The sequence below is a fragment of the Bacteroides sp. 1_1_30 genome, assembly GCF_020982715.1.
GTDB lineage: Bacteria > Bacteroidota > Bacteroidia > Bacteroidales > Bacteroidaceae > Bacteroides > Bacteroides xylanisolvens.
Map to the genome: position 1 here is coordinate 50,860 of NZ_JAJKHN010000011.1, position 16,238 is coordinate 67,097.

The 16,238-nt window shown below is 48.8% G+C and carries 14 protein-coding genes and 2 pseudogenes; 13 read left to right on the plus strand and 3 right to left on the minus strand.

Annotated elements, in window-relative coordinates:
• The first annotated feature begins 15 nt into the window (after positions 1-15).
• The 9 genes from LPH68_RS04455 to LPH68_RS04495 all read left to right on the plus strand — a co-directional run bounded on the left by LPH68_RS04455 (position 16) and on the right by LPH68_RS04495 (position 7,739).
• Positions 16-1,908 (plus strand): RagB/SusD family nutrient uptake outer membrane protein, encoded by a 1,893-nt coding sequence (locus LPH68_RS04455; RefSeq protein ID WP_004318653.1) that lies wholly within the window; start codon positions 16-18, stop codon positions 1,906-1,908.
• Between the two features lie 43 nt (positions 1,909-1,951).
• On the plus strand, positions 1,952-2,713 hold the full coding sequence (locus LPH68_RS04460; protein ID WP_004308129.1) for a glycerophosphodiester phosphodiesterase family protein: 762 nt from the start codon (positions 1,952-1,954) through the stop codon (positions 2,711-2,713).
• Positions 2,714-3,685: 972 nt separating this feature from the next.
• The gene (locus LPH68_RS04465; RefSeq protein ID WP_004308130.1) at positions 3,686-4,036 is read left to right on the plus strand and encodes a reverse transcriptase N-terminal domain-containing protein; all 351 of its coding nucleotides are present in this window, start codon (positions 3,686-3,688) and stop codon (positions 4,034-4,036) included.
• Entirely contained in the window at positions 4,014-4,211 is a 198-nt protein-coding gene (locus LPH68_RS04470) for a reverse transcriptase domain-containing protein (protein WP_230296867.1), read from the plus strand. The genes LPH68_RS04465 and LPH68_RS04470 overlap by 23 nt, the downstream gene beginning before the upstream one ends.
• Positions 4,212-4,331: 120 nt before the next feature.
• The gene (locus LPH68_RS04475) at positions 4,332-4,622 is read left to right on the plus strand and encodes a helix-turn-helix domain-containing protein (protein ID WP_008771115.1); all 291 of its coding nucleotides are present in this window, start codon (positions 4,332-4,334) and stop codon (positions 4,620-4,622) included.
• A gap of 336 nt (positions 4,623-4,958) precedes the next feature.
• Entirely contained in the window at positions 4,959-6,239 is a 1,281-nt protein-coding gene (locus LPH68_RS04480) for a fimbrillin family protein (protein WP_004308132.1), read from the plus strand.
• 81 nt (positions 6,240-6,320) lie between these two features.
• Positions 6,321-6,773 carry a hypothetical protein gene (locus LPH68_RS04485; protein ID WP_004312652.1) on the plus strand — a complete coding sequence of 151 codons (453 nt, stop codon included), beginning with the start codon at positions 6,321-6,323 and terminating at the stop codon, positions 6,771-6,773.
• Between the two features lie 2 nt (positions 6,774-6,775).
• A complete protein-coding gene (locus tag LPH68_RS04490) occupies positions 6,776-7,267 on the plus strand; it encodes a hypothetical protein (RefSeq protein WP_004318655.1) in 492 nt (163 codons plus the stop codon).
• 85 nt (positions 7,268-7,352) lie between these two features.
• Entirely contained in the window at positions 7,353-7,739 is a 387-nt protein-coding gene (locus tag LPH68_RS04495; RefSeq protein WP_004312651.1) for a fimbrillin family protein, read from the plus strand.
• Positions 7,740-7,836: 97 nt separating this feature from the next.
• Here the strand turns inward: LPH68_RS04495 and LPH68_RS04500 are convergent, their stop codons facing one another.
• Positions 7,837-11,802, minus strand: a complete 3,966-nt coding sequence (locus tag LPH68_RS04500) for a hybrid sensor histidine kinase/response regulator transcription factor (protein WP_230296868.1) — start codon at positions 11,800-11,802, stop codon at positions 7,837-7,839.
• A 195-nt stretch (positions 11,803-11,997) separates the two neighbouring features.
• On the minus strand, positions 11,998-12,168 hold the full coding sequence (locus LPH68_RS04505) for a hypothetical protein (RefSeq protein WP_008643590.1): 171 nt from the start codon (positions 12,166-12,168) through the stop codon (positions 11,998-12,000).
• Positions 12,169-12,704: 536 nt separating this feature from the next.
• On the opposite strand from LPH68_RS04505, the gene LPH68_RS04510 reads away from it, so the two are divergent.
• The 3 genes and pseudogenes from LPH68_RS04510 (at position 12,705) to LPH68_RS26805 (ending at position 15,156) form a co-directional block, all read left to right on the plus strand.
• Complete coding sequence (locus LPH68_RS04510; protein ID WP_004308135.1) at positions 12,705-13,139, plus strand: hypothetical protein; 435 nt, start codon at positions 12,705-12,707, stop codon at positions 13,137-13,139.
• Between the two features lie 4 nt (positions 13,140-13,143).
• Positions 13,144-13,488 (plus strand): IS66 family insertion sequence element accessory protein TnpB, encoded by a 345-nt coding sequence (tnpB, locus tag LPH68_RS04515; protein ID WP_074759520.1) that lies wholly within the window; start codon positions 13,144-13,146, stop codon positions 13,486-13,488.
• 82 nt (positions 13,489-13,570) lie between these two features.
• Positions 13,571-15,156: pseudogene (locus LPH68_RS26805) on the plus strand (IS66 family transposase).
• 274 nt (positions 15,157-15,430) lie between these two features.
• Here the strand turns inward: LPH68_RS26805 and LPH68_RS04530 are convergent.
• Positions 15,431-15,673, minus strand: coding sequence for a hypothetical protein (locus LPH68_RS04530; RefSeq protein WP_010537621.1), 243 nt, complete (start codon positions 15,671-15,673; stop codon positions 15,431-15,433).
• Between LPH68_RS04530 and LPH68_RS04535 the strand changes: the two are divergent.
• Positions 15,603-16,052, plus strand: a pseudogene (locus tag LPH68_RS04535) (DNA methylase); the annotation flags it as partial. The gene LPH68_RS04530 and the pseudogene LPH68_RS04535 overlap by 71 nt on opposite strands.
• Positions 16,053-16,238 lie beyond the last annotated feature (186 nt).

Genomic DNA, 16,238 nt, shown 5'->3' on the forward strand with positions numbered 1-16,238 from the left:
AGAACAGAATAAGTTATGAAAAATATATATACAAAGTTATGCCTGTCGGCAATCGGCTGTTTAATGATGGCATCATGTGATTTTCTTGATGTGGTTCCGCAAGGTACTGCTACCGTGGATGATATCTACCGAACACAATATCAGGCTGAAGGAATGGTACTGTCTTGCTACGCGAATATCCCTAACTATTTCCATCCCCAACAATTTCCTGATTTTACCGGAGGAAACGAAATCATAACGAGCAAAGGAGGAACAACGCGCTGGTTTCATTTCCGCAGTCTGGTTTATGGGGAAGAATCCCCAACAACGACTTATTACTCATTATGGAGCAATACAGCAAAATCTTATCCGCAGGGTGCTGTGAAGAAAGCAGTATGGGAAAGTATCCGCAATTGCTATAATGTGCTTAATAATCTGGATAGGGTATCGGACATTACCCCCGAAAACCTGAGCTGGTGGAAAGGTGAAGCGCTGTTTTTGATCGGGTATTATCATCAGATCATGCTGGAGTACTATGGACCGATAGTTATTATTGACAAGGAAATACCAATGGAAAGTTCTCCGGCCGAGATGATGACCTCCCGTTCTCCTTATGATACATGTGTCGATTTCATTGCCAATAAATATTCGGAAGCAGCTAGATTACTTCCTGGCGTATGGGATTCAAGTAAGAGAAACAGGGCTACCTCTTCTGCTGCCTTGGCTTTCAAGGCTCGGCTGTTGCTTTATGCCGCCTCGCCGTTAGTCAATGGGAATAGTGAGTTTTATTCCGACTTTAAAAACCCCGACGGCACTTTTCTGATTAACCAGACTTATGACCGGGAAAAGTGGAAGAGAGCGATGGATGCTGCCAAAGAGGCCATAGACCTTTGCGAAGAGAACGGTTACAAACTTTATGGAAATTCGACCAATGACTTGGAGCAAGGGAAGAAAAACTATCATGAAGCCTTTGTCGGTGATGGGATCAGTGGTAGCGGATTTAACTGGAATGAAGTCCTGTTTGGCTTTGCTGAACAGGGAACTATTTCCTACTGTATCAAGAATATGGCTCCTCGTGTTGAATTTACAAGTTATTCGACCAAAGGTTTTAGAGGGTCCTTATTCCCGACGTGGGATTGTGTGAGTAGGTATTATACCAAGAACGGTCTACCTTGGGCAGATGACCCCGAGACTAAGAAGCTTGATCCGTATTCCATTGCACCAGGTGATAGTACGGTACGTTTTCACAGGAATCGTGATCCGCGCTTTTATGCCTCTATTGGCTTTGATCGTGGAAATTATGACGTGCAGGGAAAGACAATAGTGCTCAAATGCAGACGTGGTGAAATGCAGCAGAATAATGGCAATGCCAAGGATGAGTATCAAACGGACAACGGTTATTATTGTCAGAAATGGGTGTCTAAATATGATACCTATAATAGGACTACCGATCAAATAACCTACAACCGTTGGTGCTTTCCTTATATGCGTCTGGCCGAACTCTATCTGAGTTATGCAGAAGCGGATTTCGAATATAGCGGCACACTGAGTACTGCCAGTCTGTCCTATTTGAATAAAGTACGTGAACGTTGCGGATTACCTACCTTTGCAGATTCATGGGCAAAAGCCGGTGGTATTCCTTCAGGAGAGAAGTTGCGCGAAATATTACATGATGAACGCTCCATTGAATTGGCTATGGAAGGCAGACGTTTCCATGATATGCGCCGTTGGAAAATTGCCCATACTGAAATGATGCGTTATCAGAAATCCTGGACATTATCCGGAAAAACCGCTGATAGTTTTTATAAACTTACGGACATGAAAGAAACCGGCGTTCGTAATTTTACCGCTCCCAAGAACTATTGGCTTGCTATTCCACAAGATCAGATAGAAGTAAATCCCAATCTAGTGCAGAATCCGGGATACTAGAGAATCAGCTCTTATATAACTAACAATTAGAGGAAAGGACAAAATGAAAAAGGTAATGTGTTTATTGGCAATTATGTTTATGATTGCCAATACTTCGGCACAAACACGGGTGATTGCCCATCGTGGTTTCTGGAAAACCCAAGGATCAGCACAGAATAGCATTACATCTTTGTTGAAAGCGGATTCTATAGGATGTTATGGTTCGGAGTTTGATGTCTGGCTGACAAAAGATAATGGTTTGGTGGTTAGCCATGATGGGATTATTCAAGGGCATAAGGTTGAAGAGTCCACTCTGAAGGAATTAACCGGGTTATGGTTAGCGAATGGAGAATGCGTACCCTCCTTAAAAGAGCTTCTGGAAACAGCTAAGCGGAAAACATCTTTGAAGCTGGTGCTGGAGTTGAAAGCTCATAGTAAACCCGAACGGGAGATAAAAGCTGTTGAAGAGATCGTTTCGATGATAAAGAAGATGGGACTCGAACCCCGGATGATATATATCACCTTTTCGTCTCACGCATTAAAGGAACTGATCCGTCAGGCTCCCACAAGCACTCCTGTATATTATCTGAAAGGGGACTTATCTCCACAACAACTGAAAGAATTGGGTAGTGCCGGACCGGATTATCACTTCTCTGAATTTTACCGTTATACCGATTGGATTGAAAGTTGCCATGCCTTGGGGCTAAAAGTGAATGTATGGACGGTTAATAAAAAAGAGGACATGCAATACTTTTGGGATAAAGTCGACTTTATCACTACAGATGAGCCGTTGGGACTGTTGAAAGATATAATGAAGGTCAAATAGATATATTTTCTGAGATAATGTATAGTCCAACTGATTACCTTTAATAATCTGTTGATTATTTATGTTTTTGGAAAATGAGTTTCAAGTTTTCAAACGACTGTTCATGTTGATACAGTTGAATGCTGATTGAAAACAAAACAATAGCGGAAACAATGAATGTCAATCTTGTATAAGAAGGCAAACGTCCAAATTTATAGTTCAGCTCCATTAATCGAACTGAATAGGGGTATTTATTAAATAATATAAAATTAGCCAACTAATTCATAGCCAAATTATTGCGAATTAGTTGGCCTTTTTGTATCTTTAGGTATTCCGTGCGACAAGAAGTCGTACAAGTAATTGTTCAGCACTGTGCCTGAACCTATTGTTCTGTCAATAGTAGTCTAAAGAGGCGTGCTTTACCAAGTCATGGTTTAGTGCGAAGCCCTCTTGACAATGCAGTCCTTTACAGAAATATCCAATGTATAGGCTGTTAGGCTGACTGATATGAGTAACATATGTGAATCGCTACACCATCGTAATAAAGAAATAGCTTACGGATATTTATAAGCTATAGCCAAAAGGTGGGTAGTCAGGATAGTCTTTGGGGAATGTAAGGCTACACGGACATCATACTGGCGGTGGAGGGGCGGGCTCTAAGTCGGGCGTCAGTTACTTGTACGGAACTTGGTAAACCCGTATTTCTCCTGTCTATGTCAGGCAGGTAAGCCAATTGCAAGAAAAGCCGAATGTGGTGCGGGTAAAGGATTGCGGAGAAAGTGAATGATTCTGTGTAATGCGGAGGATAGAGGTTTAAACATCACCCCATGCGAAATCAGGCAGACTTCCGCAGGGTAATTCTTTGTGAAACGATTGTAGAACTTTAATAAAATGAAGAAACTGCAAATGAGCAAGGCAAAAGCCGAGTGTGCATCTTTAACCGTACGAAACACGACATGAAAAGATATCGATTCTTCCAAATATGAGCGTAAAGTGAGAAAACTGCAGGTCCGAATAGCAAAGGCCCACAAAGAAAAGAGGTACAACAAGGTAAAGGCCTTACGGTACCTACTTGCCACTTCCTACGAAGCCAAGGCATTGGCGATAAGGAAAGTAACTTCCAATAAAGGTAAACGTACGGCAGGGGTTGACCATATGAAGTGGGACACTGATGCCAAGAAAATAGAAGCTATATGTTTATTGAAAAGGAGAGGATATAAGGCCTTCCCGCTGAGGAAGGTCAACATAGCCAAAGCAAATGGCAAGACAAGATCTTTGGGAATACCAACCATGAAGGACAGAGCCGTGCAGGATATATCTTATGGCTTTAGAACTTATAACTGAAAGTGAAGCGGATGCGAACTCATATGGGTTCAGAAAGTTTAGAAGTACTGCGGATGCAATAGGCGCACTTCATAGATGGTTGAGTAGAGACTGTTTACCACAATGGATACTGGAAGGTGACATTAAGGGTTGTTTTGATCATATTAATCATGAATGGCTTCTCAACAATGTGTAGATTGACAGGCTGGTATTAAGGAGATGGCTGAAAAGCGGAGTAGTATTTAATTGCAAAGTATCAATAGATACGCTACACTTTTTCTTTTCGTTGGCAAATCTTAATCCGTATCTTCGTTGCATGAAAGAAGATATACGGATGCGCCAAAAATGGCTTGAGCTATACGTCGAAACGGGTTCTGTGACAAAAACTGCCCTTCGGTGCGGGATTACCCGTTCCACGTTATACCGTTGGATAAATTGCGAGAAAGAACAAGGCAAGTCGGAATTGTCCGATAAGTCTAAACGTTCATCAAGACTTGCCAATATGAAGATAACACCTGAAATTGAAACCATTATCCTTAATCTGTGCGTGAGACAAGAAGATGGGGAGCGCAACGGATTGCCAACTATCTGCTTAGGAAGAGAATAAAGCTCTCAGGCATGACGGTGTGGCGTGTGTTGAAAAGCATCAGGTCAAAGCTGTTGTGAAACGTTGCGAGAAATTTATTTCTTCTTCCAGCCGATTTTTTCCATCGGCAACATCCGGATAACCATATACCCCCGCCGTTGTTCATAGCGGCAGGAAAAACATGCCTGACGGCGATACGTGACGCACGGCACTCAAACCCTCTATTCCAACGTGAAACTGACCGCAGAGAGGGATGCCGCCACGGGCGACCTCGTGTGGAAGTCCAAGGACAACACGACACTTGTGGGGGGATTGTCGGATGAGCACTACTACCTCTACTATCCCTACTAAACGGATATGAGCGGAAAGACTGCCACTCCCACAGGCTCAGCCTTGACCGACACGGAATTCTTCGCCCCGTTGGTTTCCGCTTGGCAGCCTCAGGACGACCAAAGTACTCATGCGGCATATACCGCCTCCGACTTGATGACTGCCGAAGGCTCCGCAACGACAGGGGAAGACAACACCCTCCACCTCTCTTTCACCATGAACCATCGTATGGCATTGGCCGTCATCGAGATGCCGAATACCGTTAAATACAAGTTTACCGACGAGAGGATTCCTGATTACGCCGTGTCACCCGCCACTACATTCTCTGGCATTGCCCAGCCGCTGCGCGTGAACGATGGTACATACCGCTACTTGGTGAATCACGCGACTCCCGCACCGACTATCGAAGGACATTATGACGAGGGAAGCAAGGAGTTCACCATAACCCCGTCCGGCCTTTCTACCGGCAGTTACAAGAGATACAAGGTGGACGGCGCGGTGACAACTGTAAAGGACTACACGATGCAACGGGGAGATTACCTGCTCGCCGACGGCAACCTGCTGCCTAAGGGTACTACCCTGACCGAGGAGCAGAAGGCAAGCGTGGCGGCCATCGTCTTCTGGACACCGGCAGAGACCAATCCTGAAGGACGGATCACGCCGGCGTCTCTGGATTTCGACAAGATTATGGTGAAAGAACATCCCAATTGCACCCATGGCCTTGCCGTGTCGATTAAAGATGCTCCGGGCAACGTCTCGTGGCAAAACGTTAACGACTGGGTGGCGGATTTTCAAAGAGGAACAGATTTCAATCCTGTCGATAAGGATGAGTACGTAAACATTGCCACTGGTTTCGATGCGACCGGCAACATAAACAGGATACTCGGTTACCAGAACACGAAAGTGCTGTGGGCGTATAACGGATATTGCAAGACAAACGGCAAAACCGATGCCTTGGTCAATCCTGCTGAGGTCCTGAAAACATTTATCGCAAATAATCCAGCCCCGGCAAACAGCACCGGATGGTTCTTGCCGTCGGTAAAGGAACTGCACATGCTATGTTATAAGGATGTCGATAATATTGCGTACACACGGGACAACACAGAGACGAGGGATATAGTCGAAGTCTCCATCTCCGCCGTTGGCGGTGACGCATTGTCACCGCGCAATAACCATAAACGTTTCTGGTCTTCTTCGGAGAGCCCCAGTAATAAGAATGGCGCTTTTAGCGTGTATTTCTACAATGCCTTCGCACAGCTCAGCGAAAAGGACGGCGCACTCAATGTGCGTGCCGTGTGCGCTTTCTAACCACATAAAACAAAGAAAAATAACGATGTGAAAGGAACAGGATATTCCGGACGATGGATGCGCATCAGCGGCTGGTAGCCGATGTTGATGCTCGCGGGCGGGCTACTCGTCTCTTGCGGCAAGATGGAAACGGGAGAATCTACTACACGTTTACCCGATGGCAAGTACCCATTGCGACTGACAGCGGAGGTGGCGCAACCGCACCCCCGTGCCGGCGGCAAGGAGATAGGAGTGATGCTGGATGGCATGCTCAGCCTCCAAAGGTACGTAATGGACGCCTCGGGCAATACTGTCCCAAAGGATGCTGAAAACACCATTTACCGGAAGAGCACTACCGAGACATGTGTCACGGCACGGACTCCGAATGCCGATATCGACCAAAGTGGCGGGTATGCCGGCTTCGGCCTTCTATACGTCACCGTAGTGGGAGGTTATGACCAAGCCGTCAGCCTCCGTTTCAACCACCGCATGGCAAAAGTAGAGTTCACGCTCATGGCGGGCGAAGGTGTCACGGAGGAAAAACGAATGAAATAGACGTGGTGCAGACGGTGCCGGGCAACACCTGGATTGATGGCGGCGAGGAGAATGTGGCGGTAGCCAAAACAATACACTACACTGCCGATGAAGTGAAGGCTGGGGACTACATCTATTCGGGCAGGAGCACTTCGGACGGCGGACTGCGCAAACGCTATCCCAATGGGAAAGCTCAGGTCATCGCAGACCCGAAGCCGCAATCCGTAGCGGGCAAGACGGTCGCCGGTGTCGTCTTCTGTATACCGAAAGACACTGACCCCACAGGCAGACTAACCCCAGCCCGACTTACTGATGATAAGATTATGATGAAAGATTTTCCGAATGCCGAAATTTGGAATTATATAGTCAACCCATCCCTCGTCGCTGCCGGCGGTCCGACGCCAATTTATACCACCTCTTACTGGTCGTCTACGGAGGCATATTATAGCCCTAACAATGCATATGCCATACACTTTCCAGATGCCACTCTGGAAAGTAATGATAAGTACTTATAAAGTTAGGTTTCTGGCCGTGTGCGCTTTTTAATCACATTAAAGAAAGAAACTGTAGCAAAGCATTCTACATTCGATTCCGGCGGCGGTGCTCCTATCGCTTGCCGCCTGTACGCAAGAAGAGCTCCCGGGCAACCAAGACAAGGCGCAGCAACTTACTTTCTCCGTTACCGATGGTGGATATACGTCGGCTGTTCGCAAAACCACCCGTACTGTGGAGAATGGCTGCCAAACCAAGTTTTCCGAAGGCGGGGCCTGCGGCCTATACGTGGTGCGGGGCACTCAAACAGTCTATTCCAACGTGAAACTGACAGCCGAGAGGGATGCCGACACGGGCGGTCTCGTATGGAAAACTGAAAGTCCGACACCGCTCACAGGCGGGCTGTTGGACGAACACTATTATTTCTACTATCCCTATCAGGCACGAGCCTCAATACTGGGGCAGGGCGGCTGTTCGCCTTCATCATTACGGTGAACGAGTTAACCGTGCCCGGCTTGTCGGTGCGGAGCGAAACATACACCATCTCCGACAATAAGACCTGCCATATCCTGGAGTCTGTCTGCCCGTGATGTTATCCTCTCATCGAATTCCTGTACTCACTCGGGCTCATTCCATAGTACTTCCTGAACACCTCCCTGAAATATCTGACATCGGAGAACCCCGAGTCATCCGAGATTTCCGTTATCGAACAGTCTTTTTCCCTGAGCAGTTGTGCCGCATATTGCAGCCGCATGGAGCGGATATAGTCAGCCGGGGCATGGCCGGTGAGCGCCTTCAACTTGTTGAAAAATCCGGTGCGGCTCATGTTCTGCATGCCACAGAGCATGTCCACACAGAAACCGGGGTTGTCGATATTCTTCATGACGCATTCCCTTACGGAGGCCATGAATTTCCAGTCCCGGGTATTGTGGCAGTCCGGCGGAACCTGTCCGACTCCGTCCTCAAGACCGACGTATGCCCGTTTGAGCAGTGCCCGGTTTGCCAGTATGTTCCTGATATTCGCCCTGAGCACGTTTATGCTAAACGGTTTGGTGATATAGGCGTCAGCTCCGTTTTCCAGCCCCTCCAGCATGTCCTTCTCATCTCCCAAGGCGGTCAGCAGCATGACCGGGATATGGGATGTCTCAATATCGGATTTGACGGACGCGCAAAGTTCGTCCCCTCCCATTTCAGGCATCATAACGTCCGAAAGTATCAGGTCCGGATTGTATTCTCTCGCCACAAGCAGCGCGTCCCGTCCGTTGGAACAGGTTTGGACCAGGTATTCCTCTTTCAGCAGCCCCTCAAGGTAGGTCCGCAAATCGTCATTGTCCTCCACAATAAGAATACGCTGCCGGTCCCCGCCGGTCATTGTTGGAAGGATCTCACGCATGGGGCCGCAATCCGGTCCCATGCGGGTTTCCCCGGTATCCTGTTTCCTGGGCGAAGCAACGGGGCATGCCTTGTCAAGGCGTCTGCTCCTCAGGGGAAAAATAACACATACCATGGTCCCCTTCCCCTCGGTACTGGTAACGCGGACCCTGCCTCCGTGCAGCCTTACCAGCCTATGTACCATCATCAGTCCGACACCGTTTCCCGCCACTTGCAGATTGACGGCATTACTGCCCCTGAAATGGTTCCTGAACAGTTTCTTCCGTTCCTCAGGTGGAATGCCAATCCCCGTGTCTTCCACTTCCACACCCCATACATGCCGGTCCGCGAAGGCACGGACCTGGATACTCCCGCCCCGTGGAGTGTACTTCAGTGCGTTGGACAGTATATTCTTCAATATAGAGTCCATTTTGTCCTTGTCAAACCGGACATTCAGGTAAGGGAAGCCGCTCTCACGGGTGATATCGATGTCCCTGATGGAGGCATATGTGCGGAATGCCTCACAGGTCGTCTCCAGATAACTGTTGAGCTCATATTCCGAGACATGAAGTCTCAAGGTGTAGTTGTCCGTACTCTCGAAATCTATCAGGCTGGTGACCAATCCCAGAAGTCCGTCCACGCTTTTCAGGGCCATCCGTACATTGTCCATCCCCTCCGCCTTCACCATGTCTTTCTCCACCACCTCTTCCAGCGGAGCCTTGATCAGCGTAAGCGGAGTACGGACATCATGGGCAGTATGTATGAAGAAGCACGTCTTTTCGTCTGATATCCTTTTCTGCCTGCGCAACATGGCAACGCGAAAAGACACCACCCCAGCCAACACACACAATGACGCATATCCGGCAATGGCCCATGTACCCGCCCACAGCGGCCGGGCGACACTCAGACCGAGGCTTCTTTCCTCATACACCTTGTATTTCTCCTCATTGGAGACGGCACGGATACGCAGGGTGTAGTTGCCTGGGGGCAGGCTCGTGAACTGTATCCGCCCGCTCTGGACCGGATGGCTCCAGCCCTCGTAGAGCCCCTCCAATTTCCATGAATATAGGATGTTCGAGGGATAGTCGTAGTTGATGGAGACAGCTTCCAGGGAGAAGGTATTCTGGTCATATGCAAGTTCCAGCCTGACGGTATTGTCAATATCCTCCCTCAAGGGGGATCCCTTGTCCCCGGGATAGACGGGGCGGTAGGAGATCATGAAATCCCGCAGGAGCATCCGAGAAAAATGCGGGGCGGGTATCCTCATGTCGGAGGGGAACATGACGGCTCCGGTGTTACTCCCGAACACGAAGCTTTCCCCGTGCCGGAAAGTGGATACCCCGGCATTGAGGCATACGCTTGCCAGCCCTTGTTCTGCCGTCCAGTTTCTGAAAGTGCCGCTCTCACGCCGGAACAGGGCCACGCTGTTTTCGGTCCCCAGTAGCAGGGTGCCGTCCGCACGGGGGACAATGGTATGGATGTTATTGGATATCAGGGCGCAGTTCTCGGTCTGGTATTGGCGGACGAACCTGTCCTCCACGCTGTCATAGACGAGAAGTCCCGCCCCGCGGGTGCCGATATACAGGAGCCCGTCCGGTGCCTGGTACAGTGCATAGACATGAACCGCCTCGACTGGAAAGGCGATATGTCTGCAGGTCCCCCCGTGCCCGTCAAGCAGGTACAACCCCATGCCGGTACCGATCCACATCCATTCCGGAGCCTTCTCCAGTATGGCGGTGATGGGGCCCGGGACCGGGTACAGGCGTACTGTGCCGTCATGGGGATCGAAACGTTTGAGATTGTGGCAGCCCCCTGTCCATATACATCCTCCGGAATCTTTTCCGATGTCATTGATATACTGGTCTGGACGCCCCTCTGCTGCAAAGGAGGGGGGAAAGTATTCCACCCTCCCGGTTTTCTTTTCGATCCTGTACAGGCCCGAAGCGTACCCGCCGGCGCAGATGACACCCGGCGAGACCTCGCAGAGCGTCAGGAAGATATGGTTCCCGCCATCCTGTATCCCATCGGACCGGCTGAGAAAGGAGCGCCACCGTCCTACCGCAGGCTGCAGCAGGCTGATCCCGTTGCTGGTGGCGAACCACAAGTCGCCTTCGCTGTCTTCGATGACATCATGCACTTGATCGTTAACCAGCGACCGGCTGTTGCCCGGTGAGTGCCGGAACCATTCATAGCTCTGGTAGCGGTTATTCCGGATTGTGACTCCGGCGGGGTAGTTGGCAAGCCAGATACGGTCCCCGCCATCCACATAAATGTCATTGATATTGTCTCCGTTCATGCCGTTGTGGCTGGCGTAGTCGGCGGTTATATAGGGTTTGGGCACTAGCGAGTCCATATCCATCCTGTATACCCCCCTTCCGCCCGTGGCTATCAGCAGCTCCCGGTCATTGAGAGGGGTGATCCGGTTGACGGCCACATTCCGCAGCGTACTGCCTGCGGACACTCCGTATACAAGTATGCCCTTCCTGAAGGTTCCCACGAACAGTTTCTTCGAACCGGGGTGGTAGTAGAGTTCGCTGACCGGCGTCCGGATGCTGTCCGTGTCCGCAAGCGCCTCAAGGACACCGTCCCTTTCCCGTACCGGAAAAAGTCCGTTCACGGTACCGATGAAAAGGTTTGTACCGTCCGTCTCGCTGATAGCGGTTATATCACCTCTTAAACGGGAGACCAGCCGCTGCGCAATGCCTGTGCGGGTGTCATAGCGGATGATATGGTCACCCTGACAGAGCCATATGCGGTCCCCACGGTCCATATAGGCGTAACAGAGCATGCCCGTGGCGAAGTCATCCTGAAGACCGGGTATCCTGTATACCATCCGGAAACGGTCATGGAGGGTGTCGTAATGGAAAATACGGCCTTTCCTTCCCACAACCCACAGCGTGTTCTCCGTGTCGGTGTAGAGCCAGTTCAGATTGACTTGCGGGGCCACCTTCAGATTGCCGTCAAGAACAGTGTAATGCCTGATCCGCTTGCCGTCATAACGGTCCATCCCCTCCTGGGTGAGGAACCACATGTATCCCCTCCCGTCTTTTTGGATACGGTAAATCCTCCGGTTACTCAATCCGTCCTCTATTCCCAAGTATTTATATATCTGGGCTCCGCACATGGAGGAAATTCCCAGCATGAGGAATGCGGACAGTATTCTTCCCATATTCCGAACACATGTCATTCTGATGTAAATTAGACAACAACTGTTGCAAATATATAAAAATATAAATTAATATACAAATTTAAACATAACCTCGGATGTCGGCATCAGGCGGTATGTCCTCAATGTCATGTACCCCGGAAAATAGCTGCATACGGGACCGGCCCATGATATGAACATATTCCGAGAGGCGGTTGTTCAATTGACCCGACGGAATTATGGCTTGCCGGGCTCGGGACTGTCCGCAAGGGTACGTTGGTCCGGTGTGCGGAATACCATCCATACCTCCGGTCCGAATTTATATCCGCGGGTGGTACAGGTGCCGGTCGAGGTTTGGCAGCCCCCAATAAAGCGGGCCGAATTGTTTGTAAGCACTCTTACCCTCATGCCCGATTTATAGATAATCTTCCAACAGTAAGAAGTTATAATTCGCATTTAAGAACAATGGCGGGCATTTCTTGTTAATATTATAATCATATAAAAGAGGCGCATCCGTTAGTGCCAGATTTGTTCACCACTTTCATCGTTGCGTATCGTATTGCGAGTTGTCCGTATCAGATGTTTATCCCCTCTTTCTTAAGACTTCCTGAGAACTGCCTGGGAAAGGACGGCTTTCCGCATTGCGACTTCATCCACAGCCCTTGGCGGTATAGCCATGCCTTTCACGGGGACTACGGTTGATTCATGCGACACAGCAGATTCCGGTGCTATAACAGGGTTGCCTACATACTTGTGCCTCTTTTCAGCTTGCTGTCCAGATCCGAGTTGCGCACTTTACCCGCAGGTTGGACGGTTGTACATAACAATATTGATCTTTTTGGGGGCTAAAAGTCGAATATCCCCTTAAAGTAAGCGCCTGAGTAAGTACATCTTCTACAGTTCATTTTCCCTCCTTACTTTTGCTGCAAAAAAAATAATATCCTATGATGCAGCGACGTAAACACATGATGAGCAGAGAAAAATTTATCTCCGTTCTTTTCCGTCAGCAGCAGAGTGGTTTGTCCATTGCTGATTTTTGTGAGAATGAAGGTTATAGCCGTAGTAGATTCTATCTTTGGAAACAAAAATACGGTATAACGGAGCGGGAGTTATTGGCAGAAGCCTCCCGCTTAGGGGTTAAAGACAGCTTTGTCCCCATAGTAATCAATGGCGACACGCCATCCCCCGGTATATCTCACGAGGCTCCCCTGCCATCTCCCCAGCCTAGCGTCCCCTTTCCCTTGAAAGGAAAGGACAGCTCTGAAATATCCTTGGAATTACCCAACGGATTGAAGTTGAAGTTTAAAGGGTCTTCCGGCTGTGAAGCTGCCCTGAATCTGATCTCTAAAATATATAATGCCAATGTTCTGCCTAAATGACAGCATGAGATATTTCCTGTGCCCCGGTTATACGGACATGAGGAAAGGTATGTTCACTCTTTGCGGCCTTGTGCATGAGAGGATGGGAGGCGACATCAGAAGTGGGGAGGTATTCATTTTCTACAACCGTTTCCGGACCAAGATAAAATTGCTCCATGCCGAACCGGGCGGTCTGGTCCTTTATGAGAAACTGCTTGAAGAAGGCACCTTCAAGATACCCGCCTATAATCCTGCCACCCGTTCTTACCCCATGACCTGGAGTGACCTGGTCGTTATGGTGGAAGGCATCAATGAAGATGTCAGCAAAGGCAGGCAAAGACGGCTTTCCAATTTGAAAAAGCATTGGTAAAACAGTTGTAAACAAACAGCTTGAAGGCTTGTTTTTCTTGTTGTTTTTGACTATCTTTATATCATCAAAAAAAAGATATTGAATGGCAAAAGAAGATGCAACCGGACAAGCTGTGGAACCCTCAATGGAGCAGCTGCTGGATATCAACCGTAAACAGAGTGAGATCATCTCAGCCCAGGCAAGGACCATAGAAGAACTCCGGGGTACGATAGTTGAGTTGAACGCCTCCCTGGCATGGCTGAAGAGGAAGGTGTTCGGAAAGATGAGTGAGAAATGCAAGCCTGTCGATAACGGAGACCCGAAGCTCCCTTTTGACTATGGCGACCTGGAACAGATAGAGGCGGAAATCGAAGATGCCCGGAGCAGGGCGGCTGAACAGATTACCGTCCCCAAGTCCCGGGCCGCCAATAAAACGCCGCGCCGTAACCGGGTCGTCATGGATAACCTTCCGGTTGTAACAGTCGTCATCGAACCGGAGAATGTCGATTTAAGCAGATACGTCAAGATAGGCGAGGAACATACCAGGACCCTTGAGATGAAACCCGGCTACCTCTATGTGAAAGACACGGTACGTCCCACATACGCCCTGAAAAATGAAATGGAGGCCGTTGATAACGGAGAAAAGGCTGTAATAACCGCTCCCATGCCACTGATGCCCATATATAAAGGTATGCCAGGGGCTTCCATGCTCGCTGAGGTCCTTTTACAGAAATACGAATATCATGTCCCGTTCTACCGACAAGTGAAACAGCTGGAACATCTGGGTGTGAAACTGTCCAAAAACACATTGGACGGCTGGTTCAGACCGGTCTGCGAGCTTCTCAGGCCACTTTATCTGGAACTCAGGAAGAAAGTACTGGCCGCAGATTACTTCCAGGTTGACGAGACCACGCTTCCGGTTATAAACCACGACAGGCATAAAGCCGTAAAAGAATACATCTGGATAGTCCGAGCGGCTGTGCCGCGTCTGCCTTCTTCCATTACGACAACGGATCGCGTTCACAAAAAGTTGCGGTCAGGCTTTTGAAAAACTTCAAAGGATATCTCCAAAGTGACGGCCATCCCATTTATGACGCCTTTGAGGATGGGGAGGACGTATGTCTGTGTGGGTGTCTCGCGCATATCCGCAGACATATAGAGCTGTGCAAGGAAGAAAATCTGGAATATGCCATGCAGGGACTCAAATTTATCCAGGATATGTATAATGTGGAATACATGGCGGATAAACAGGAACTCCCGTATGAAGGACGTGCTGAATTACGCCAACGTCTATCCAAACCGATGCTTGACAGCTTTGAACTCTGGCTTAAAAACACATACCCTAAAGTTCTAAAACGAAGTCTTATGGGAAAAGCCATAGCCTATGCCTACTCCCTGCTGCCAAGAATGAAACCGTATCTCCATGACGGAAGAATTTTCATTGACAACAATCGCTGTGAGAATGCCCTGAGGCCACTGGTCATATCAAGAAAGAACATGCTGTTCTGCGGAAACCACGAAGCGGCTGAGAATACGGCTATAATCTGTTCCTTGCTTGGCTCATGTAAGGAACGTGGTGTCAACCCCAGAGAGTGGCTGAATGATGTGATCAGTAAACTCCCCTATTATCTGGCTCCCAAATCAGACAGAGACCTGAAGGAACTGCTACCGGATGTATGGAGAAAATAATCAGGACAGTTCCGGGAAAATGCAGGAAAAAACGGGAAAAAGCGAGACTGACACTCAATGACAACCCTGAGATAAGTTGGTATATGGAAATTGAGATGCACTTACAATGGAGTGCATCCCACTGAAAAATTGAATGCACAAGATGTAGTTGAGCAGTCGCTTACCCCTTAAAAACAAGGAGCTGACGCATGTGTACAGCCCCTTATTTTTTGTATAGCCCGGCCTCCTCTGGCATATTGCCGTTGCTTCCATCTGTAACAAGCAAAATCAGAATCTATATGCGGAACTTTTTGTTCCCGTAGCTGAGAAAGTCCTTCGTGGCATATTTCACACTGAATGGTCCGTAGTCACCGAGAGCCGAATGCGCAATTTGCTTGTCCGGTTCTGTCACATGCTCGACAGGTTCTCCCGTAGTATCAGTATCCTTGTATGACATAGGCTGCATGCTGGCGATGGCTGACCCGGTAGCCGCCGCACGCAATTTCCTGAACGCATTGGAGAGGATTCCGTCCATCATTGACCAGTACAAGGCGAAGAACGAGGTGCAGGAAAAGGAGGTCTCACAGTTGTAGGAGATAGCCGGGAAGGTATGGAAGAAGGAGGACGAACTGAAACAGTTGAAGTCCGAACTTGCAGCACTCGACCGAAAGATACAGTTGGAGCTTGAGCCGCCTACGCCCGAAGTCGCCGAAAAGGAGAATGACGGACAGGAGGTCAAACCGGATGCGGAAGGTGTACGAAACGTATCTCCACAACACACCGAAGATGTGCCGCAGATACGCAGCTCGGTGAATGAACGCAGTCCGTCTGGCAATTTTATTGCCGACCACATCATCATCGGGCGGCCGGGATTCAACGTCCGTGACGAGTGCAAACCGAAAGGTATAAAAATGTGAACGAGTGTGCGGATATATATGGCAGGATTGGGAACATACCATTCCTTTTCCTGCTTTTTCCATCAATATGACATAATGGCAAGGATACCATACAACAAGCCCTCGATTATATCAAAATAGGGTGTTGAAAGTAAATCGTCATGGCAAATCCGCCATATATTCAGTATTTTCGCTAATTTTGCATTC

Bases quoted from the DNA above. Each gene is read 5' to 3' on its own strand.
- LPH68_RS04455 (WP_004318653.1), top strand. From the start codon at position 16: ATGAAAAATATATATACAAAGTTATGCCTGTCGGCAATCGGCTGTTTA.
- LPH68_RS04460 (WP_004308129.1), top strand. From the start codon at position 1,952: ATGAAAAAGGTAATGTGTTTATTGGCAATTATGTTTATGATTGCCAAT.
- LPH68_RS04470 (WP_230296867.1), top strand. From the start codon at position 4,014: ATGGCTTTAGAACTTATAACTGAAAGTGAAGCGGATGCGAACTCATAT.
- LPH68_RS04475 (WP_008771115.1), top strand. From the start codon at position 4,332: ATGAAAGAAGATATACGGATGCGCCAAAAATGGCTTGAGCTATACGTC.
- LPH68_RS04480 (WP_004308132.1), top strand. From the start codon at position 4,959: ATGAGCGGAAAGACTGCCACTCCCACAGGCTCAGCCTTGACCGACACG.
- LPH68_RS04485 (WP_004312652.1), top strand. From the start codon at position 6,321: ATGTTGATGCTCGCGGGCGGGCTACTCGTCTCTTGCGGCAAGATGGAA.
- LPH68_RS04500 (WP_230296868.1), bottom strand. From the start codon at position 11,802: ATGACATGTGTTCGGAATATGGGAAGAATACTGTCCGCATTCCTCATG.
- LPH68_RS04505 (WP_008643590.1), bottom strand. From the start codon at position 12,168: ATGAGGGTAAGAGTGCTTACAAACAATTCGGCCCGCTTTATTGGGGGC.
- LPH68_RS04510 (WP_004308135.1), top strand. From the start codon at position 12,705: ATGATGCAGCGACGTAAACACATGATGAGCAGAGAAAAATTTATCTCC.
- tnpB (WP_074759520.1), top strand. From the start codon at position 13,144: ATGAGATATTTCCTGTGCCCCGGTTATACGGACATGAGGAAAGGTATG.
- LPH68_RS04530 (WP_010537621.1), bottom strand. From the start codon at position 15,673: ATGATGGACGGAATCCTCTCCAATGCGTTCAGGAAATTGCGTGCGGCG.